The 20,183-nt window shown below is 70.9% G+C and carries 17 protein-coding genes; 5 read left to right on the forward strand and 12 right to left on the reverse strand.

Annotated features, from left to right (window positions below; genetic code table 11):
* A partial coding sequence (locus tag Vse01_RS17585) for a VOC family protein (RefSeq protein ID WP_204019251.1) occupies window positions 1-284 on the reverse strand: 284 nt, incomplete at its 3' end.
* Between the two features lie 179 nt (window positions 285-463).
* On the opposite strand from Vse01_RS17585, the gene rox reads away from it, so the two are divergent.
* The 5 genes from rox to Vse01_RS17610 all read left to right on the forward strand — a co-directional run bounded on the left by rox (window position 464) and on the right by Vse01_RS17610 (window position 6,098).
* Window positions 464-1,897, forward strand: a complete 1,434-nt coding sequence (gene rox / locus Vse01_RS17590; RefSeq protein WP_093407271.1) for a rifampin monooxygenase — start codon at window positions 464-466, stop codon at window positions 1,895-1,897.
* Window positions 1,898-1,923: 26 nt separating this feature from the next.
* The gene (locus Vse01_RS17595; RefSeq protein ID WP_139233179.1) at window positions 1,924-2,298 is read left to right on the forward strand and encodes a nitroreductase family deazaflavin-dependent oxidoreductase; all 375 of its coding nucleotides are present in this window, start codon (window positions 1,924-1,926) and stop codon (window positions 2,296-2,298) included.
* Window positions 2,299-2,323: 25 nt separating this feature from the next.
* Complete coding sequence (locus Vse01_RS17600) at window positions 2,324-4,033, forward strand: bifunctional 3'-5' exonuclease/DNA polymerase (protein WP_093407265.1); 1,710 nt, start codon at window positions 2,324-2,326, stop codon at window positions 4,031-4,033.
* A 213-nt stretch (window positions 4,034-4,246) separates the two neighbouring features.
* Entirely contained in the window at window positions 4,247-5,353 is a 1,107-nt protein-coding gene (locus Vse01_RS17605) for a hypothetical protein (RefSeq protein WP_093407263.1), read from the forward strand.
* Between the two features lie 151 nt (window positions 5,354-5,504).
* Window positions 5,505-6,098: a nucleotidyltransferase family protein gene (locus tag Vse01_RS17610; RefSeq protein ID WP_093407260.1), complete on the forward strand. Its 594-nt coding sequence runs from the start codon at window positions 5,505-5,507 to the stop codon at window positions 6,096-6,098.
* A gap of 105 nt (window positions 6,099-6,203) precedes the next feature.
* Here Vse01_RS17610 and Vse01_RS17615 read toward each other — a convergent pair whose 3' ends face one another.
* The 11 genes from Vse01_RS17615 to Vse01_RS17665 form a co-directional block, all read right to left on the reverse strand.
* Window positions 6,204-7,601: a GH1 family beta-glucosidase gene (locus tag Vse01_RS17615; protein ID WP_093407258.1), complete on the reverse strand. Its 1,398-nt coding sequence runs from the start codon at window positions 7,599-7,601 to the stop codon at window positions 6,204-6,206.
* Complete coding sequence (gene yicI / locus Vse01_RS17620) at window positions 7,598-9,829, reverse strand: alpha-xylosidase (RefSeq protein WP_093407255.1); 2,232 nt, start codon at window positions 9,827-9,829, stop codon at window positions 7,598-7,600. Before yicI ends, Vse01_RS17615 begins: the two co-directional genes overlap by 4 nt.
* Entirely contained in the window at window positions 9,826-10,701 is an 876-nt protein-coding gene (locus tag Vse01_RS17625; RefSeq protein ID WP_093407252.1) for a carbohydrate ABC transporter permease, read from the reverse strand. Before Vse01_RS17625 ends, yicI begins: the two co-directional genes overlap by 4 nt.
* Complete coding sequence (locus tag Vse01_RS17630) at window positions 10,701-11,654, reverse strand: carbohydrate ABC transporter permease (protein WP_093407249.1); 954 nt, start codon at window positions 11,652-11,654, stop codon at window positions 10,701-10,703. Before Vse01_RS17630 ends, Vse01_RS17625 begins: the two co-directional genes overlap by 1 nt.
* Before the next feature lie 54 nt (window positions 11,655-11,708).
* Window positions 11,709-13,004, reverse strand: a complete 1,296-nt coding sequence (locus Vse01_RS17635) for an ABC transporter substrate-binding protein (RefSeq protein ID WP_093407246.1) — start codon at window positions 13,002-13,004, stop codon at window positions 11,709-11,711.
* Between the two features lie 37 nt (window positions 13,005-13,041).
* A complete protein-coding gene (locus Vse01_RS17640; protein WP_093407243.1) occupies window positions 13,042-14,154 on the reverse strand; it encodes a LacI family DNA-binding transcriptional regulator in 1,113 nt (370 codons plus the stop codon).
* Window positions 14,155-14,302: 148 nt separating this feature from the next.
* Window positions 14,303-15,193: an amidohydrolase family protein gene (locus Vse01_RS17645; protein WP_093407618.1), complete on the reverse strand. Its 891-nt coding sequence runs from the start codon at window positions 15,191-15,193 to the stop codon at window positions 14,303-14,305.
* Between the two features lie 23 nt (window positions 15,194-15,216).
* A complete protein-coding gene (locus tag Vse01_RS17650) occupies window positions 15,217-16,026 on the reverse strand; it encodes a metal-dependent hydrolase (protein WP_093407241.1) in 810 nt (269 codons plus the stop codon).
* Window positions 16,027-16,223: 197 nt separating this feature from the next.
* The gene (locus tag Vse01_RS17655; RefSeq protein ID WP_093407238.1) at window positions 16,224-16,802 is read right to left on the reverse strand and encodes a DUF1707 SHOCT-like domain-containing protein; all 579 of its coding nucleotides are present in this window, start codon (window positions 16,800-16,802) and stop codon (window positions 16,224-16,226) included.
* 34 nt (window positions 16,803-16,836) lie between these two features.
* Entirely contained in the window at window positions 16,837-18,654 is a 1,818-nt protein-coding gene (locus Vse01_RS17660) for a serine/threonine-protein kinase (RefSeq protein ID WP_232511326.1), read from the reverse strand.
* A gap of 133 nt (window positions 18,655-18,787) precedes the next feature.
* On the reverse strand, window positions 18,788-20,119 hold the full coding sequence (locus Vse01_RS17665) for a glycosyltransferase family 4 protein (RefSeq protein WP_093407236.1): 1,332 nt from the start codon (window positions 20,117-20,119) through the stop codon (window positions 18,788-18,790).
* Window positions 20,120-20,183: the final 64 nt, after the last annotated feature.

Here is a 20,183-nt window from a genome sequence, read left to right on the forward strand (position 1 = left end):
TTGCGCACACCGTTGTCGTACGTCTCTCGTGAGGCAGGTTGGATGCCTCGGGCGGCGATGCCCTCCACCCGCTGATCGAGGTCGTCGACGAACACGGTCTGGAGGGCGTGGCCGGCCCGCTCGGGCAGTTCCTCGATGTAGAGGTACCGGTGCTCGGCAAGCTCCCACACCGCCTCGGTGTCGTTCGGCACGAACGTGGGTGCGGAGCCCAGCAGCCGTTCGTACCAGGTGAGGGCACGCTGATAGTCGCTGACCGGAAGCCCGGCGAAGAGGTCGACTGTCATGCGCCCAGGCTAATGGCTCTCTGGACGCGGGCCGGCGTGCCGGACCGGAAACGACAAAGGCAAGGAGGAGAACTCCTGCCACCATCAACATATACCGCACCCCCGGCATTGCGGCAAGACCCCGGTCGTGGCGCACAATCGTCGGCCAGCGCCTGAATCGGAACACCTGGGGGAAATGCATGTTCGATGTGGTCGTCGTCGGCGGCGGGCCGACCGGCATGATGTTGGCGAGCGAATTGCGGCTGCGGGGCGTCAGCGTGCTCGTGTTGGAGAAGGAAGCCGAACCGCCGCCGTTCGTGCGGTCGCTCGGACTGCATGCGCGCAGTATCGAGGTGATGGATCAGCGGGGGCTGTTGGAGCGGTTCCTCGAAAATGGTAAACAGTTTCCGATCCGGGGATTCTTCGCGGGCATCGACAAGCCCGCCCCCACCGGACTGGACACCGCCCACGGATTCGTGCTGGGGATTCCGCAGACGCTCACCGACCGGCTGCTCGCCGAGCACGCGGCCGAGGTTGGCGCCGAGATCCGGCGGGGCTGCGCGGCGGTCGCGCTGGAGCAGGACGACGCGGGGGTGACCGTCCAGCTCGGAGGTGGCAGCGGGTCGCCGGTGCGTGCGCGGTTCGTCGTCGGCTGTGACGGCGGGCGCAGCACGGTTCGGAAGCTGCTCGGCGTCGGCTTTCCGGGCGAGCCCTCGCGAGTCGACACGCTGCTCGGTGAGGTCGAGGTGACGGCGTCACCGGAGGACATCGCCGAGGTGGTTACCGAGGTACGCAAGACCGAGAAGCGGTTCGGGGTCGGGCCGTCGGGCACACCGGGAACGTTCCGGGTGGTCGTGCCGGCGGAGCACGTGGTCGAAGACCGGTCGAAGCCGCCGACGCTCGCGGAGTTCCAGCAACAGCTGCGCGCGTACGCGGGCACGGACTTCGGGCTGCACTCGCCCCGCTGGCTGTCGCGCTTCGGTGACGCGACCCGCCAGGCCGAGCGCTACCGGGTCGGACGGGTGTTCCTGGCCGGGGACGCCGCGCACGTGCACCCGCCGATGGGCGGTCAGGGGCTGAACCTCGGGATCCAGGACGCCTTCAACCTGGGTTGGAAGGTGGCGGCGGCGATCAACGGCTGGGCGCCGGACGATCTGCTGGACAGCTACGAGTCCGAGCGGCATCCGGTGGCAGCGGATGTGCTCGACAACACGCGGGCCCAGATGGAGTTGACCACGAACGAGCCCGGGCCGCAGGCCGTCCGACGGTTGGTGGCGCAGCTGATGGACTTCAACGACGTCAACCGGTTCCTGATCGAGAAGATCACGGCGATCGGTGTCCGGTACGACTTCGGCGAGGGCCATGCCCTGCTCGGGCGGCGGCTGCGCGACGTCCAGCTCGAACGTGGGCGGCTGTTCGAGCTGATGCGCTCCGGGAACGGGCTGCTGCTCGACCGGACCGGGCGGCTCGCGGTGGACGGCTGGCGCGACCGGGTAGATCATGTCGTCGACACCAGCGAGGAGCTGGACGTACCGGCGGTCCTGCTTCGGCCGGACGGGCACGTCGCGTGGGTCGGTGCGGACCAGCAGACCCTGGAGGCGGCGCTGTCCAGGTGGTTCGGTGGTGCTCGCTGACACGCACCGAGAACGAGGAGGTCGGCATGGCGTTGCCGCGGTGGCTCGCCCGGTTCAACAAACGGTTCGTCAACCCGCGGGAAGTCCGTCGGGGCGTCCGACCGGTCCTGACGCACGTGGGCAGATCGTCCGGCAGGACGTACCAGACTCCGCTGGACGCCCACCCGCTGCCCGACGGATACCTGTTCCTTCCGCTGTACGGGCCGCGTACCGACTGGGTCCGCAACGTCCTCGCAGCCGGAACGGCGCGGCTGTCCGTCGACGGCGAGCAGGTGCAGTTGGATTCTCCTCGGTTGGTGCGCAAGCAGGAGGTCTGGTCGCTGGTTCCGGCGGGCACCAAGGCGCCACCGGGCCTGTCCGACGAGTCCGAACTGCTGCGGATGAGCCTTCGCCGAGACTGACCAACGGACCGAGCCCGGCCCCGGTCTGTCGCAGGGGCCGGGCAGAATCACGTTCGTGCTGGTGGCGGTGGTGTCCGACGACCGGGGCGGGGGAGTTCTGCAACCCCTCGACCCGACCGGCGCGTCGCTGGGCGTGCCCGAACCGGTCGTCGATCTGCCTGCCGCGGTGGCCGCCCGGGAACGCACCGACCAGCCGCGCTGGGTGTGGGCATCCGGGGCCGCGCTCTACCCGACGCTGCTACGCGCCGGGGTCACGGTGCAGCGCTGCCACGACGTGGAGTTGACCGAGGCGCTGCTGCTCGGGTACGCGGGCCGGTGGGGTGAGCCCCGCGGGCTGGCAGCGGCCTGGGCGCGGTTGACCGGTGCGCCGGTGCCGGCCGATCCGCCGCCGCGCGCCGCCACCCCGCCCGGCACCGGTCAGGCCGCGCTCTTCGACGCCGTGCCGGGGCCGCCGGGCCCCGGCCTCACCGCCCTGACCCGGGTGTACGCCGACCAACTCGGCCGGGTCGCGGGGACCGGTGACCCGGGCAGGTTCCGGTTGCTCGTGGCGGCCGAGTCGGCCGGTGCGTTGATCGCGGCCGAGATGGGCGCGGCTGGGCTGCCCTGGCGTGCCGACGTGCACGACGCGGTCCTCGCCGAGTTGCTGGGTGAACCCTCTCCGGTGGGTGGGCCGCCGCGCCGGTTGGCGGAGCTGGCCGCGCGGATCGCCGACGCGTTCGGGGTCCGGCAGGTGCACGCGGACAGCCCGGCCGAGCTGCTGAAGGCGTTCGCGCGGGTCGGCGTGGAGCTGCCGAACACCCGGGCCTGGGTGCTGCGCGGGGTCGATCATCCAGCGGTGCCGCTGATCCTGGAGTACAAGGAGCTGTACCGGATCTGGACGGCGCACGGCCGGGCGTGGCGGGACGCCTGGGTGCGCGACGGCCGGTTCCGCCCGGAGTACGTTCCCGGCGGGGTGGTGTCAGGGCGGTGGGCCACCCGGGGTGGCGGCGCGTTGCAGATTCCGAAGGTGATCCGCCGGGCGGTGGTGGCCGACCCGGGCTGGCGTTTCGTGGTGGCCGACGCCGGGCAGTTGGAGCCACGGGTGCTGGCCGCGGTCTCCGGTGACGCCCGGCTCGCCGCCGCCGGGGCGACCGGTGACCTTTACGCCGCCCTGGCTCGGGACGCGTTCGACGGTGACCGGGGCCGGGCCAAGCTGGCGCTGCTCGGGGCCATGTACGGGCAGACCGGTGGGGCCGCGGTGCCCGCGCTGGCGGTGCTGCGACGCAGCTATCCGACCGCGTTCGGCTACGTCGAGGCGGCGGCGCGGACCGGCGAGGTGGGCGGCCTGGTGCGTTCCTGGTTGGGGCGGACCTGCCCGCCCGGCACCGCCGGGTTCGGCGTGGACGAGGCGGTTGGGACGGATCCGGAGGCGGACAGCGACGCCCAGTCGCCCCGGGCCCGGGCCGCCCGGGCCCGGGGCCGGTTCACCCGTAACTTCGTCATCCAGGCCACCGCGGCCGAGTGGGCGTCCACCCTGCTCGCGGTGCTCCGCGGCGAGTTGGCCGGCACCCGGGCCGAGCTGGTCTTCTTCCAGCACGACGAGGTGATCGTGCACTGCCCTGTGGCGCAGGCCGGGCAGGTCGCCGAGGCTGTCGATCGGGCCGGCCGACGGGCCGCCGCGCTGCTGTTCGGGGACACTCCGGTCCGCTTCCCGTTGGATCTGTCTGTCGTGGAGTGTTATGCCGACGCGGCCTGACGGCGCGTTCGAGAAGGTCATGTCCTGCTGCGCCGACTAATCCGGGCGAGACTGTTCACCAGAATTTCGTGGCGCATACATCTCTGCACAACAGGAAATTCGTCTTCCGGAAAAGGCGTCGCCCGCTGTTTTGGCGTACGCCCGCCGTATGTCACTCTGGCTCCGCAAAGGTGACCACTTCGATCGACATGGTTGTCGGGTCCGGGAGGCGGCATGGCCAGGCGCGTCTATCTGCATATCGGTGCGCCGAAAACGGGAAGCACCTATGTGCAGAACGTGCTCTGGAACAATTGCGCCGCTCTGCGGGACGCCGGCATTCTGTTGCCGGGAAGTGCCGTGGCGCACGACCACGCGATGGCCGATCTGCGGGCGGCGCCCTGGCGCGACAGCGACGTCTACTGGACCTGGGACCGGCTGGCCGAGAAGGCGCGCAGCTGGCCCGGTGATGTGATCATCAGCAACGAGGGGCTGGGCGCGGCGACCAGCGAACAGGCCGCCCGGGCGGTGGAGAGCCTGGAGGCCGCCGAGGTCCATGTCATCGCGGCCGGCCGTGACCTGTGGCGGACCTTCCCGTCCTTCTGGCAGCAGAGCGTCCGGGCGCGCAGTGGCTGGCGGTTCGGGGCGTTCCTGCGCGCCGTCGAGGGTGGCAGGGCCGAGGCCTTCTGGAACAACCACACGGCGCCGCGCATGCTGCGCCGCTGGGGCGACCTGGTCCCCGCTGAGCACCGGTACCTGGTGACGGTACCGCCGCCCGGCGCACCGAGGGACCTGCTCTGGCGGCGGTTCGCCGGGGTCCTGGGGATCCCGGACGGGCTGTGCCAGCTGGCGGAACCGACCTCCAACCCGTCGCTCGGCGCGGCCGAGATCGAACTGCTTCGCCGGGTCAACCTGGCGTTGGGCGACAGGTATCCGCTGCGGACGCCGTACCAGAAGGTGGTCCACCGACATCTCGTCGACGCCGTGCTCAAACGGCGTGAGGGGGTGCCCTTCGGCGTCGGCCTGGACCGGGCCGACTGGGTGCGGGAGCAGGCGGAGCAGCAGATCAAGGAGCTTCAGGACTACCCGTGCCGGATCGTCGGTGACCTCGACGACCTGCGGCCGACAGTGATGCGGCAGAGCATCAGCCCCGACGAACTGGACGGGGAACAGCTGCTCCAGGTCGCTGTCGAGACGATCGTGGGCATGCTGGGTCACGCCGACACCCTCAGTCGGCGGCCGGACGGCCTAGCCGACACCGTCAACGTCCTCTCCCGGCTCAGGACCCGCGCGGCCGGTGGCGTCAAACGCCGGCTGCGGCTGGCTACCCGGCGCGATCCGTAGCCGATAGATACCCAATTTACACCAAATGCCCCGCCACTCTCCTCCGACCGCTGTCGTTGCAAACGGTGTGCGTAGGACGGGAGGGTCGGGGTCACACGGCCCCGACCGCTCCCACGCTGGAGGGAGCGCAGCTCTGAACCGGATCGCAGGAATGATCATCGCTGCGGGGGGTGGCCGCCGGATCGGCGGGCCGGAGGCCCTGCTGCACCAGGGTGGTAAACCCCTGGTCGACCAGATGATCGACACGCTGACGGAGGCAGGCTGCGGGCAGATCGTGGTCGTTCTGGGCGCCGCGGCCGACCAGGTCCGCCAGACCGCCGACCTGAGTCGCGCCACGGTGGTGGTCAACCGCGCCTGGGGTACCGGCGTGGGCTCGTCCATCCGGGCCGGTCTCGCCGGCATCGACGACGACCGGGTCGAGGCGGCGGTGGTGGTGCCGGTGGACATGCCCGGGCTCACCGCCGCAGCGGTCCGCCGGGTGGCCGCGCTGCCCTTCCCCGACGTGCTGGTCTGTGCCACCTACAACGGCCTGCGCGGTTACCCGATGCTGTTCGGCCGTCGGCACTGGCCCGGCATCGCCACCCTGGCCAGTGCCGACGTCGGCGCCCGCCCGTACCTGCTGGCGCACAAGGACCAGATCGTCGACATCGCCTGTGACGCGGTGGCCGACGGCAGCCGGGTCGACACCCCCGAGCTGATGGCCCTGTACGGCCTCACCGTCCCCGAACAACGCGTAGGCGCCTGACCCCCACCGCCCCTCCCGGGCGCGTTGATCAAGAAGTTTTGGTCGGGATCGCGCCGGCCGCAGGACCAGAACTTCTTGATCAACGCATATAAGGTCGGGCGGGGGTCAGGGGAGGCGGTTGGTGGTGGTCAGGCGGCGGTACCAGTGGGCGGAGTCCTTCCAGGTGCGCTGCTGGGTTTCGTAGTCGACGCGGATGATTCCGAAGCGGCGGTCGTAGCCGTACGCCCATTCGAAGTTGTCGAGCAGGGACCAGACGAAGTAGCCGCGTACGTCGGCGCCGGCGGCCATCGCGTCGTGCGTGGCGGCGATGTGCCGGTGAAGGTAGTCGATCCGGCGGTCGTCGTGGATCGTGCCGTCCGGCGAGACGACGTCGTCGAAGGCGGCGCCGTTCTCGGTGATCATCAAGGGCTGGTCGGGATACTCGCGGTGCAGGCGCAGCAGCAGCTCGGTCAGGCCGGCCGGCTCGATGTTCCAGCCCATCGCCGTGTACGGACCGGGTTGCGGCAGGAACTCGACCTGCTCCGAGCCGACCCACGCCGAGTGCGCCGAGCGGCCGTGCCCGTCGGAGTCCGACTTGGGTGAGACGCCGTCCCAGGCACGGACCAGCGTGGTCGAGTAGTAGTTGACGCCGAGCACGTCCAGCGGCACCGCGGCGGTGGCCTCGTCGCCGTCCCGGACGAACGACCAGTCGGTGACCGCGGCGGTGTCGGCGAGCAGGTCCGCCGGGTACGCCCCGTCCAGCATCGGGCCGAGGAAGGCCCGGTTGGCCAGGGCGTCGATCCGGCGTGCCGCGTCGGCGTCGGCGGCCGAGCCCGACGCCGGCCGGATGACGTGCAGGTTCAGCGTGACCGAGAGCTGCGCCGCCGGTGCCAGGTCACGGATCACCCGGCCGGCCAGGCCGTGCGCCAGGTTCAGATGGTGTACGGCGGCCAGCGCCGCGGCCGGCTCGGTCCGCCCCGGCGCGTGCACCCCGGAGGCGTACCCGAGGTAGGCCGAGCACCACGGCTCGTTGAACGTGGTCCAGGTGTGCACCCGGTCCCCGAGCGACCCGACGATCTTCTCGGCATAGTCGGCGAAGCGTGCGGCGGTGTCCCGGGCCGGCCAGCCGCCCGCATCCTCCAACTCCTGCGGCAGGTCCCAGTGGTACAGCGTGGCCACCGGCCGGATGCCGAGTTCGAGCAGCCGGTCAACCAGGCGGGAGTAGAAGTCCACCCCCGCCTGGTTGAGCGCGCCGGAGCCGCCCGGCTGCACCCGGGGCCAGGCGATCGAGAACCGGTACGCCCCGAGCCCGAGCGCGGCCACCTGGTCGAGGTCGTCGGCCCACCGGTGGTAGTGGTCGGCCGCGACGTCGCCGGTGTCCCCGTTCAGGGTGCGGCCCGGGGTGTGACTGTAGGTGTCCCAGATCGACGGCCCCCGTCCGTCCTCCTTCGCCGCGCCCTCGATCTGGTACGCCGCCGTCGCCGAACCCCACACGAATCCCTCAGGAAACACGACCTCGCTCATGTCGCCACCTCCGTCACCTCGCACTCGTATCCGGACGACGCGCCCGCCACCAGCTCGGCGCTGGCCGTTCCGTCCTGGTAGGACACCTCGAACTCGGTGCCCGGTCCACCGTCGGGTGCCGGCACCCGCACCCGGGTCCGCTGCCCGGGGGCCGGCGCGAACATCCGCAGCCGTACGCCGTCGGCCCACGGGTAGTCCGGGCGGTCGGTGACCGAGCCGAACGCGATGACCGACCCGGGCCGGGCCAGCACCGGAACGCTGTCGAAGTCGTGCTTCTCGGTGACCCAGCCCGGACCGGTGACCTGGGCACCGGTGGTCAGCTGGGTCCAGGTGCCGGCGGGCACGTAGTAGGTCACCTGGCCGTCGGCGCTCATCACCGGTGCGACCAGCAGGTCCGGGCCCAGCATGTACTGCCGGTCGAGGTACGCGGCGGTCGGATCGTCCGGGAACTCCAGGACCATCGGCCGCATCACCGGTACGCCCTCGCGGTGAGCCTCCTCGGCCGCTGCCGCGAGGTACGGCATCAGGCTCAGCTTGAGCCGGGTGAAGCGGCGCAGCACGTCGACCGCCTCGTCGTCGTACGCCCACGGCACCCGGTAGGAGCCGGAGCCGTGCAGCCGGGAATGCGACGACAGCAGGCCGAAGGCGATCCAGCGTTTGAACACCGCCGGGTCGGGGGTGCCCTCGAAGCCGCCGATGTCGTGGCTCCAGTAGCCGAACCCGGAGGCGGCCAGCGACAGCCCGCCGCGCAGCGACTCGGCCATCGCCACGAATGTCGACTCGCAGTCGCCACCCCAGTGCACCGGGAACTGCTGACCGCCGGCGGTCGCCGACCGGGCGAAGACGACCGCCTCGCCCTCCCCGCGTTCGGCCGCCAGCAGCTCGAAGACGGTCTTGTTGTAGAGGTACGCGTAGTAGTTGTGCATCCGTTGCGGGTCCGAGCCGTCGTGCCAGACCACATCGGTGGGGATACGCTCGCCGAAGTCGGTCTTGAAACAGTCGACGCCCATGTCGAGCAGCACCTTGAGCTTTCCGGCGAACCAGTCGACCGCGTCCGGGTTGGTGAAGTCGACGAGCGCCATGCCGGCCTGCCACTTGTCCCACTGCCAGACCGAGCCGTCCGGGTTGCGGACCAGGTAGCCGGCCTGCCGGCCCTCCTCGAACAGGTACGACCGCTGGGCGATGTACGGGTTGATCCAGACGCACACCTTCAGGCCACGCTCGTGCAGCCGGCGCAGCATCCCCTCCGGGTCCGGGAAGGTCGCCGGATCCCAGATGAAGTCGACCCAGTGGAACTGCCGCATCCAGAAGCAGTCGAAGTGGAACACCGACAGCGGCAGGTCCCGCTCGGCCATGCCGTCGATGAACTCGGTGACCGTCTTCTCGTCGTACGAGGTGGTGAACGAGGTGGACAGCCACAGCCCGTACGACCAGGCCGGCACCCGCGCCGGCCGGCCGGTGAGCGCGGTGTAGCGGCGCAGCACGTCCTTCGGGGTGGGCCCGTCGATCAGGTGGTACGTCAGCGACTGACCCGGCACGCTGAACTGGGTCTGCGACACCACCTCGGAGCCGACCTCGAACGACACGTGCTCCGGATGGTCCACGAAGACCCCGTAGCCGGCGCTGCTGAGATAGAACGGCACGTTCTTGTACGCCTGCTCGCTGGCGGTGCCGCCATCGGCGTTCCAGATGTCGACGGCCTGGCCGTTCTTGACGTACGCGCCGAAACGCTCGCCCAGCCCGTAGATGGTCTCGCCGACGCCGAGTGCCAGCCGCTCGTGGACGTACTTGTTGCCCTCGGCGTCGGTGACCGCGCCGATGCTGCGCTCGGTGGACGAGGTGACCAACCGGTCGCCACGCAGGAAGTCCACCCGCCACGGCCCGGTCAGCGCGACCCGGACGGTCAACTCGCCGGTGGTCAACCGCGCGCTGAGCCCGGTGACCTCCACCTGCACCGGATGCTCGGTGCTCTCGGCGAGGGTGAACCGTGGCTGCTTGGGCAGCCCACCGGTGTGGTGACCGATTGTCACTCCGACCACGCCGGGCGCGGGGGAGAAGAACCGTACGGTGATCACCGGCCGGTTGAGGGTGTCCCCGCGTCCGGTGATCCGCCCGATGGGTGCGAAGACGGTGAAGGACCGCTCGTCCGGCTCCACCGACTCCACGGTGCCGGGGCGCAGCACGCTTACCCCGGGACGCAGTTGCCAGTACCCGTCGGTGAACTTCACTTGTCGGCTCCTGCCGTGATGCCGCGCGAAAGGGTGCGCTGGAAGATGAGGAAGAACAGGATCGCCGGAAGGAGACTGATCAGTGCCCCGGCGTTCGTGGTGGGGGCGTCCATCAGCCGGTCGCCCTGCAACGAGGCCAGCGCGACCGGGACGGTCTGCGTCTGGTTGTCGATGAGCATGACCAACGGGATGAGGAACTCGTTCCAGGTCCAGATGAAGAAGAAGACGAGCAGCACCGAGATGGTGGGCCGGATGTTGGGCAGCACCACCCGCCACAGGGTTCGCCACCGGCCGGCCCCGTCGAGCGCGGCTGCCTCCAGCAGGGTGCGCGGGAAGGTGCCGAGCACCGAGGCGAGCAGGTAGGTGCCGAAGGCGGCCTGGATGACGGTGAAGATGATGATGACCGCCAGCCGGGTGTTGTAGAGCCCCGCCTCCTTGGCGAAGTGGTAGAGTGGGTAGATCAGCGCCTCCTGCGGCAGCATGTTGGCCAGCAGGAACAGGCCGATGATCCAGAGCCGGCCGCGGATCCGGCCGATGCCCAGGGCGTACGCGCTGAGCAGTGACACGACGACCGCGAGGACCGCCACCGAGCCGGAGATGAGCACCGAGTTCCACAGCTTCACCGGGAAGTCGACCTGCTCCCAGTAGGTGCGCAGGCCGGTGGTGTAGAACTCGCCCGGCCAGCTCAACGGGCCGTTGGTCGAGTAGTCGCCGGGCGACTTGAAGGCGTTGAGCAGCATGAACGCGAACGGCACCAGCATGGCGAGTGCCGCCGCGCCGACCAGCGCGAGCACGATCCACCGGGCGACGCCCCGGTGCCGCCGGTCAGCGGGACGCCGTACCCGCCGGGGCGGGGTGAGGGTGATCGCCATCAGAGCACTCCGTCCCGGCGCTCGGCACGGTTCTGCGCCCGGATGAACAGCACCGCGACCACGACGATGATCAGGGTCAGCACCATCGAGATCGCCGAGCCGTAGCCGACCTGCAACCGCTTGAAGAAGGTGAAGTACGCGAAGTAGGAGGGCACGTTCGTGGCGTTCTCGGGCCCGCCCCGGGTCAGCGCGAAGATCGGGCCGAAGACCTTCATCGCGGCGATGGTGCAGGTGAGCCCGACCACGAACGTCTCCGGCCGGATCTGCGGCAGGGTGATCGCCCGGAACCGCCGGAACCAGCCGGCCCCGTCGATCTCCGCCGCTTCGTACAGCTCCGGGTTCACCCGTTCCAGAGCGGCCATGAAGACCACCACCGGGTAGCCGAGCTGAACCCAGATCATCACGGCCATCACGGCGGGCAGCGCGGTGTTCGGGTCGCCAAGCCAGTCGTGGGTGAGTGAGCCGAGCCCGACCGCGTCGAGCAGCCCGTTGAGTGCGCCGTCGGGCCGCAGGATCCAACCCCAGACGATGCCGGCCACCACGACCGGGAGCACCTGCGGCAGGTAGAAGGCGGCCCGCAGCGCGGCGGCGGTGCGGGGCCGGAACCGGCGTCCGATGGTGTCGAAGAGCACCGCGGCGAGCACCAGTCCGATCAGGGTGGGCAGCACCACCATCGCGATGATCATCGCGACGGTGTTCTGGAACGAGGTCCAGAAGACGTCGTCGGTCAGCAGATCGCGGTAGTTGTCCAGCCCGATGAAGGTGGGGTCGCCGACGCCGGACCACTTGGTCAGCGAGAGGTAGCCGGTGTAGACCAGCGGACCGCCGATGACCAGCAGGAAGAGGACCGCGCCGGGGAGCAGGTAGAGCCAGTACCCGGCGTCGGAGCCGGACCGGCGTCGCCGACCTGCCGGTTTCCGGGCCGGGGCGTCGACCGTGTCGAGGGATGCCATGGAAATCCTTCCAGGGGCGGGGCAGGCGCGCGGGCGCGCCTGCCCCGGCCGCCGTCAGTCGCGCTTGATCTCCGCGACGCCGTCCTGGTACGGCCCGGAGATCGCGTCGAGGACCTGCGCGGGCGACCTGGACTGGTTGATCAGGCCCTGGAATCCGGAAACCAGCACGTCGTAGTAGCCCGGGACCGGCCAGTCCGGGTAGAAGGCCAGACCGTCCTGGGAGCTGACCGTGTTGAAGTCCTCGATCAGCTTGCGGTCCTTCGGGTCGTTGATCGTCGCCGGATCACCGGCCACCGGCACGCCACCGTTGTTGCCGATCAACGCCTGGATCTCCGGCCGCATGGTGATGTCGATGAAGTCGTACGCCAGGCTCTTGGCCTTGCTCGTCTCCGGGACCACCCACAGGTTGCCCGAGGAGCCGGCGTGCAGGGTGTTGCCGGGGAAGAGGAAGGTGTCCCAGTCGAACGAGATCTCACTCTTGAAGCGGCCGAACCACCAGCTGCCGGAGACGATCATCGGGGTCTTGCCGGAGATGAATCCGGTGCCCATGTCCTCCGCCTTGAGGCTGGCGGAGTCCTTGGCGATGTACCCCTTGTCCACCCATTCGGCGAAGGTCTCGGCGCCGTACTTGAGCGGGTCGGCGGTGAAGTCCACCGGGTTGGCGTAGAGCTGGTAGTTGTCGACGAAGGCCCGGTCGGCCCGGGAGAGGGCGAGCTGGTAGAAGAGCTGCCCGGCCGGGTACTCGGCGCCGGACATGCCCAGCGGCGTGACGCCCTTGGCGACGAAGGTGTCCATCGCGGCGGTCATCTCGGCCAGCGTCGTCGGCACCGTAACGCCGTGCTCGGTGAAGAGGTCCTTGTTGTAGTAGACCATCACGTACTCGCCGTAGTTGGGCACGCCGTACCAGTTGCCGGAGCCCATGACGCCGTTGTCGTACCGGGCCGTGGTCTGGAGGCTGGGGCTGAGCGCGGTGTCCCAGCCGCGCTCGGTCGCCTCCTCGGTGAGGTCGGTGAGCAGGCCCTGCGAGGAGAGCAGCCCGGCGGTCGCGTTGCCCTTGTTGTACTCCATCACGTCCGGGCCTTCAGACGAGTTGATGATCATGCCGGCGTTCTGCTGGATCTGCTCGAACGCCTTGCGCTCGAAGCGCACCTCGACGCCCTCGTGCTCTTCCTTGAAGATCTCGATCGCCCGGTCCCAGGCGATGCCCATGGCGCTGTTGGCGCTCTCGTAGTGCCAGAGCTTGAGGACGTTTGCCTCGCTGTCGCCACCGTCGTCGCCGCACGCCGCCAGGCTGGTCGCCGCGAGCGCCGCCACTGTGGCGGCCACGGCTACGCTACGGAATCGTCGCATTGCTAGTCTCCCTGGTGAGTATCGAGCCGGTACTCCTTCAAGCCCGTCGTCGCGTGGCAGCGCGACGGCGGGCTGCTTCGGTACCCGGGGACGACCGTTCGTCGGCCGCCTCCGGGTCGGTGGTGCTGGCAGCCGGCGTACGTGGCGGGCCGCTGGAACCACGGACCTCCAGCACGCACGGCAGCAGTTCCTGGTGGATCTCCCCGTCGCCGCTCTCGACGTGCCGCAGCAGCGTCTGCACCGCGATGCGGCCGAGCGCCGAGCCGGGCGACGTCATCGCCGTCAACGCGGGCGTGGCCAGCTCGGCGACCTGCGGTGAGGTGACCATCGAGACGACGGACACGTCGTCGGGGACGGTCAGCCCCCGGGTGGACAGCTCGCCGAGCAGCCCGAAGACGGCGCTCTCGTTCATCGCCAGCACGGCGGTGAGATCGGGCTCCTGGCGCAGCGCGCTGGCCAGTGCCGCTCGACCACTGGCGGCGCTGTCCTCGGCGGGGATCATCAGCGGTGTCAGACCGTGCTCGGTCATCGCGGCGGTGAACGAGTCACGGGTGCGCAGGGCCGGGCCGTAACCCTCGGCGATGGTGTCGGCCGAGTGGTTGACGTAGACGATGCGCCGGTGGCCGAGGCCGACCAGGTGGTCGACCGCCGCGCGGACGGTGCGGTCGAAGTCGATGTCGACGTACGACAGGCCGCTCGGGTCCTCGGTGCGCCCGATCAGCACCGTCGGCACGCCCGCCTCGCGCAGCACGTCCACCCGGGGGTCGTGCAGCTGGACCTCCATCAGCAGCGCACCGTCGAGGATGCGCTGGCTGGCCAGCCGGCGCAGCTCGTCGAGGTCGCCGACGCCGATCGGGGAGAGCACCAGGTGGTAGCCGGCGGCCACGGCGGCGGAGGTCGCGCCGGTGACGAAGGCGGTCTCGGTGGCGCCGATGCCGCGCTCGTCCATCGGCAGCAGCAGCCCGAGGATCCGGCTGCGCCGGCTGGCCAGCCCACGGGCCAGGGCGTTGGGCTGGTAGTCCAGCTCGGCCATGGCGGCGAGGACCTTGTCCCGGGTGGCCTGGGAGATCGGTCGGGCGCCGGTGAGCACGTACGACACGGTGCTGACCGACACCTGGGCGCGACGTGCGACGTCCTGCATGGTGGCCATCCGGCACCTCCTCGCGGTATGCCCCGGCGTTGTCGAAGCGCTTCGACTAAGCGGTTCGACAGAAGGTAGGTCAGGTGTTACGACCACGTCAATAGGCAGTGTCGAACTGAGGTCGGATCCCGCTCGATCAGCGTGCCGGCAGGTCGAATCAGCCTGCGGGCAGGTCGAAGAGGTCCGTTGCGGCCTGCCAGCAGACCATCCGCAGCCAGTCGTCACCCAGGTCGAGCCCGGCCAGACCGGTCAACTGGTCGGCGTAGGGGTAGGGGATGTTGGGGAAGTCGCTGCCCAGCAGCACCTTCCCGGCCAGCCCCAGCTCGCGCAGGCGCGGCAACTCCTCGGCCGGGAAGGGCACGAGCTGATCGAGGAACGGGGTGAAAGCCATCGTGGTGTCCAGCCGGACCCGCTCGTGCCGCTCGGCGAGATCCAGGAAGGCGGGATAGTCGGGCGCACCCAGGTGGGCAACGATCGCGGGCAGCCGCGGGTGCCGGGCGAGCAGCGCTCCGAACGGCTCCGGCCCGGTGTGCGCGGTGCCCACCGGCGCGTGCCCGGCATGCACGACCACCGGCACGTCGGCCGCGCTGAGCAGGTCCCACACCGGCGTCAACGCCGGGTCCGTGGGTGCGAAACCACCCACCTGGAAATGCACCTTGAACACCCGGGCGCCGGCGTCGATCGCCTCGGCGACGTAGCGCGGCGCCGTCGGCTCGGGGAAGAAGGTGGCCGACGGCAGGCATCCGGGGGTGTCGCGGGCGAAGTCCAGCGTCCACTGGTTCAGCTGCTCGGCCATGCCGGGCCGGTGGGCGTACGCGAGTGCGCTGAATGCCCGTACCCCCAGCCGACGGAGGTGATCGACGCGTTCCGCGTCGCTCCACCGGTACCGGATCGGCCACTCCAACCCCACCAACGGACCGGCCGACTCGAAGTACTCCCACACGCGGCGGCGCAGCCTCGGCGGCAGGAAATGCACGTGGACGTCGGCCAGACCGGGCAGACCGAGCCCCTGCCAGAACCGTGGCACCGCCTCGTCGGCGGCCACGATCGCCGGGTCGACGGGCTCGACACTCACAGGTCGAGGTTGAACTTCTGGAGCACCGAGGGAGCGACCAGCCCGACCGCGGCCAGCACCGACACGATGGTCAGTGCGGTGCGGACCACGACGATCTCGGTCTTGCCCCCGGCCCGCAGCGCGATCTTGTCGGGCAGGCTGATCGGTGTCCACATCCGGCGTTTGATCGGAATCGGCCAGAGAATCGGTACGCCGGCTCTGGTGATCATGTCACCGATGATATGCACGAAACTGCCCACGCCGACGGCCAGCCCGATCATCGGATAGCCCCGGTCGCCGGGCAGGTTCGCCGCGGTGAACGTGGCCGCGCCGGCCGAGACCAGGGTGACGATCACCCAGCCCGCGCGCTCGGCCCACTCGTCGAACAGGCCGCGCAGGGCGAGGCCGATCATGAAGAACAGGATGCCGATGACCGCCCACTTGCCGTACCGCGCGCAGAGCGTGGTGGTGCCCCAACCCACCAGCACGGTGAACGGGATGGTGTGGGTGAGCGTCCGGTGGCCGTTGCTGCGCTTGGGATCGCGGCTGAGCTTGGTGGCGTAGTAGACGCCCAGCGAGACCTTCTCCACCACCTCGGCGATGAACAGCGAGAAGACACCGAACGTGCGGGCCACGGTCGCGCCGCCCTGGTTGCGGGTGACCTTGCCGGACAGATCGAGATCGGGCAGCAAAGCCCCACCGGCGCAGACGGCGGTGCCGACGGCCAACGCCAACGGCGACTGCTCGTAGTCGTAGAAGTGCTGTAGCGCCCAGGACCCGCTCAGCCATACCGCCGCGCCAGACAGCGCGTGCGACGGTCCCATCATCTCGGCTCGCCCTCCCCAGGGATCTTGAGCGCCAAAACTACGCCACTGTAGTTCGCGGCGACGCCGCAGGGGGACCATCCTTGTTGTCCACTTCGGACAACCATCGGAGGTGGTCGGTGGGCCGGGCCGACCACCAGGAAGTATGGCAGCGCGTGACGGTCGGTCGGCCCGATCTGTCGGCGATGGGACGGGCGGCGTCACCACCAGCGCTTGCGCGGCGCGCGGACGGTCACGTCGCCGAAGATCGCCCGGCAGTGCACCTCAATCACCGGTGCGCCCGCCGCGACAGGGCCACTGAGCTTGGACTGCTTGCTCCCGAAGATCGCGCTGCCGGTGAGCCGGACATCGGTGCCCTCCGCCACGACGATCGTGACGTTGCCGAAGATCGCCTCGGCGTCGATCCGGGTCACCCGCCCGGGCAGCCGGGCCTCGTGCAGCTCGATCCGGCAGTCGCCGAAGACCGCTCGGGCCTCGATGCGCTCCGGTGCCGGCCACGCGCCCTTGCGTACCTCGTTACCGAAGACGGCCAGCAGTTTCTCCGTCGCCGGGGCGAGCGCGCCGGTGGCGGGTCGGGCCGCCACGTCCGGCAGATCCCTGGTCACCCGGGCCAGCTCGCCGCGGGTCTGTGCGGCGTGGGCCGCACCGGCCCGCTCGGAGTACTCGTCGAGGGTCAGCCGGCCCTCGGCCGTGGCCTTGCCGAGCAGCTCCACGACCTCCTCCCGTTCCCGGTCGGAGACTCGCAGCTGGTCGGTGTCGTCGTGCCGGTCCGGTTCCACGGTCCGAGACTAACCGCGTCCCGCGAACCCATTCTCAGGGACGGAAGCTGAGCCGGACGGTCGCCAGGTCGCTCGCCGCAGCCGCCCAGTCATGTTCGCGTGTGATCCAACCCAACGTCCAGGAGTGGCCCCGCGTCGGATCCGGCACGATCTGCGTGGCGCGCAGCCGGTCACCGTGCGGCGTCAACCACCCGAACTCCCACTCGACGGCGTCGCCGACCCGGCCGAGGCGGAACTCCTGGTAGCCGGGCAGGGTGCCGTCGGCCAGTTCCCGGTCCCGCACCGCCCGGAGCCGGGCGGCCGGTTCGGTGGTGACGTCGGCGCTGTCCGCGACGGTGAACGCGCGACCGGTGGCCGGATCCTGGAAGCAGGCCACGTCGTTGTCGCGGGAGTGCCGCCAGTCGGCCGGCAACGCCACCCGGAAGCCGCCGGCATCGGCATGCCACACCCACCCGGCGGGCGGCCGGAAACCGTCGCCGGGTCGGGGCGCTGCGGTGCGCAGCGAGGCACCGTCGACCCACGGCCGTACGCAGGGCAGCGGCGGGGGGACGAGCCCGCCCGGCGGCGGGCCGGGCGGGCGCCGCCCGTCGCGCGGTAACGGGCCGCCGGGCCCCGGCGCGCCCACGTCGTACGACTGTGGGCTCTGCGTCGCCGGGCCGGGTTGGTCCGCGCCGGTGCCGACCACAGTGAGTGCGGTGCCGATCCCGGCCGCCATGGCGACCAGCACGGCGACCCCCGCCAGTGCCCAGGACCGGGCCACCGGCTCCCGGCGCTGCCCGGTTCCCGGCGTCGCCGCCGGGGTGCTGGCGGGCACGGTCGGTGGCGGTGACCCGCCGGTCCGGCCCGGGCCGTCCCCGCCGGTCTGATCCGGGTCGTGCCCGGCTGACGGCCGGGTGGCCTCGTCGGCGCCCGGGCGCCGGTTCGGCTCCCTGCGGGGCGAGCCGGCGGTCATCGCCGGAGCGTCAGCGGCCCCGATAGACGCGGGAGACCCTCCGGTCGTGGGCAGCGGAGCGGTGTCCTCACCGGACCTGTCGGGTTCGTCGGTCGGGTCGGGGCCGGTGGCGGCCAGCAGGCGGCGGCGTGTTTCGGCGTGGTCGGTGCGGTGCGCCGGGTCGCGGCGCAGCAGCCCGGCCAGCACCGCCGACAGCGGGCCGGCGTGCGGTGCCGGGTCCGGTGGTGCGGAGGCCAGCGCGCTCAGCGTCGCCATGGCGGTGCTGCGGGCGTACGGGGCACGGCCCTCGACGGCGGCGTGCAGCGTGGCGCCGAGCGACCAGAGGTCGGCGCGTTCACTGGACACCCCTTCGGCGGCCCGCTCCGGCGCGACGTACTGGGGCGAGCCCAGGATGGTGCCGGGACCGGTCATCGTCTGATCGCCACCGTCGAACACGGCCAACCCGAAGTCGGTCAGCAGCACCCGGCCGTCGTCGGCGACGAGGACGTTCGCCGGCTTGACGTCGCGGTGCACCACCCCGGCGTCGTGCGCCGCCCGCAGCGCGTCCAGCAGCGCCAGACCGATCCGAGCGGTCCGCTGCGGCGACAGCGGCCCGTCCGCGTCGAGGAGATCCTGGAGGGTGCGCGACGGCACGTACTCCATCACGATCCACGGCTCGTCGGCCTCGGAGACCACGTCGTAGACGCGGACCACGTTGGGGTGGTTCAGCCGCGCCGCGGTCCGCGCCTCACGTAGCGTGCGGGCCCGCGACTGGTCCAGCTCGTCACCGCCGAGCCAGGCCGGCAGCACCACCTGCTTGATCGCCACCTGGCGGTGCAGCAGCTCGTCCTCGGCCCGCCACACCGTCCCCATCCCGCCGCGCCCGACCAGATCGAGCAACCGGTACCGGCCGGCGATCACCGCTCGCACATCTCTCCCATCCGCCACGGTCCGGCGTACATCCCCAGGGTCTGGTCGACGTCCTCGGCACAATCGAGCACGTTGACTCCGACCCTAGCCAGCGGATCGGGAATCACCTATCCGACAGGTCCACTCAGGAGGCGGCACCTCCCACCGCGAGGAGGTTGCCGTCCGGGATGGCGATCGTCTGCCGGCGTGTGGGCAGCTCGGCGGCGACGCGCCGGGGTTGCGGCGCGGTGTGCTCGCGGCGGGCCGCGGCGTACGTGTCGGCGGTGCGGTCGGCGATGGTGGCCCAGGCGTAGCGCCGGCCGACCATGCTGCGTGCCTGGCGAGCGACGCGGCGGGCGAAGACCTCGTCGCCGAGCAGCTGCCCGACGGCGCCGGCCAGCGCCGACGGGTCGCTGTGCGGGAAGGTGACGCCGGTGACGCCCGGTTCGACGATCTCGGCGAGTCCGCCGGTGCGGGCCACGGCCAGTGGCGCTCCGGCTGCGGCGGCCTCCAGCGCCACCATGCCGAAAGGTTCGTAGAGGCTGGGCACCACCGTCGCGTCGGTGGCGCCGAGCACCGCCGGCAGCTGGGTGTTGTCGAGGAAACCTGTGAAGCGGACGGTGCCGGCGAGCCCGAGCTGGTGGGTCCGGTCCTCCAGCTCGCCCCGGTAGGGGCCGTCTCCGGCGATCAGCACCCGCAGCCCGGGATGCCGCGCCCGTAGCTTCGGCACGGCGTCGACCAGGTGTTGCACGCCCTTCTCGTAGACCAGGCGGCCGGCGTACCCGACCAGCGGCCCGTCCCCGGCGAAGCGGGCCCGGGCCGAGGCGACCGCGCGGGGCCGGGCCCGCCAGGCCCGGTCGTCGACCCCGTTGGGCACCACGTCGACGCGGTGTCCGGGGGTGCCGAACAGCCTGGTGACCTGTTCGCGCATGTAGCCCGAGCAGGCGATGACCCGGTTCGAGGCGTTGCTCAGCCAGTGCTCGACGCCGTGGATGGTGCGGTTCATGTCTTCGGGTAGCCAGCCCTGGTGCCGGCCGGCTTCGGTGGCGTGGATGGTGGTGACGAGGGGGAGGCGGAGGTGGTCGCGCAGGGTGATGGCGGTGTGGGCGACGAGCCAGTCGTGGGCGTGGATGACGTCGTACTGACCGGTGCTGGTGGCGTGCAGGGCGGCACGGGTGAGGGTGTGGTTGAAGGCCATGGTCCAGGCCAGCAGGGAGTTGGTGGCGAGGGGGAAGGCGACGGGATCCTCGGCGGCGCGGATGACGCGTACGCCGTCGACGTATTCCTCAAGGGGCGCGCCGTCGGTGTGGCGGGTGACGACGGTGACCTGGTGACCGGCGGCGGCCAGCGCCACCGACAGGGCGTGCACGTGTCGGCCGAGACCGCCGACGAGAACGGGTGGGTACTCCCACGACAGCATCAGCACCCGCTGCGAGCGTGCGGGGTTGATGTCGATCACGTCGGCGTTCGGTGACATACGCGCCCCCTTTGACTTGTCTCCGCGCACCCCTGGGAAGCCCCCTGACGGGTGGCGTTCGCGT

Origin of the sequence: Micromonospora sediminimaris (assembly GCF_016863575.1) — a bacterium.
Lineage (GTDB): Bacteria > Actinomycetota > Actinomycetes > Mycobacteriales > Micromonosporaceae > Micromonospora > Micromonospora sediminimaris.

Coding starts and splice junctions, on each gene's coding strand:
- Vse01_RS17625 (WP_093407252.1), bottom strand. CDS start 10,701: ATGGCGATCACCCTCACCCCGCCCCGGCGGGTACGGCGTCCCGCTGAC.
- Vse01_RS17640 (WP_093407243.1), bottom strand. CDS start 14,154: ATGGCCACCATGCAGGACGTCGCACGTCGCGCCCAGGTGTCGGTCAGC.
- rox (WP_093407271.1), top strand. CDS start 464: ATGTTCGATGTGGTCGTCGTCGGCGGCGGGCCGACCGGCATGATGTTG.
- Vse01_RS17605 (WP_093407263.1), top strand. CDS start 4,247: ATGGCCAGGCGCGTCTATCTGCATATCGGTGCGCCGAAAACGGGAAGC.
- Vse01_RS17650 (WP_093407241.1), bottom strand. CDS start 16,026: ATGATGGGACCGTCGCACGCGCTGTCTGGCGCGGCGGTATGGCTGAGC.
- Vse01_RS17635 (WP_093407246.1), bottom strand. CDS start 13,004: ATGCGACGATTCCGTAGCGTAGCCGTGGCCGCCACAGTGGCGGCGCTC.
- Vse01_RS17610 (WP_093407260.1), top strand. CDS start 5,505: ATGATCATCGCTGCGGGGGGTGGCCGCCGGATCGGCGGGCCGGAGGCC.
- Vse01_RS17630 (WP_093407249.1), bottom strand. CDS start 11,654: ATGGCATCCCTCGACACGGTCGACGCCCCGGCCCGGAAACCGGCAGGT.
- Vse01_RS17595 (WP_139233179.1), top strand. CDS start 1,924: ATGGCGTTGCCGCGGTGGCTCGCCCGGTTCAACAAACGGTTCGTCAAC.
- Vse01_RS17615 (WP_093407258.1), bottom strand. CDS start 7,601: ATGAGCGAGGTCGTGTTTCCTGAGGGATTCGTGTGGGGTTCGGCGACG.
- Vse01_RS17665 (WP_093407236.1), bottom strand. CDS start 20,119: ATGTCACCGAACGCCGACGTGATCGACATCAACCCCGCACGCTCGCAG.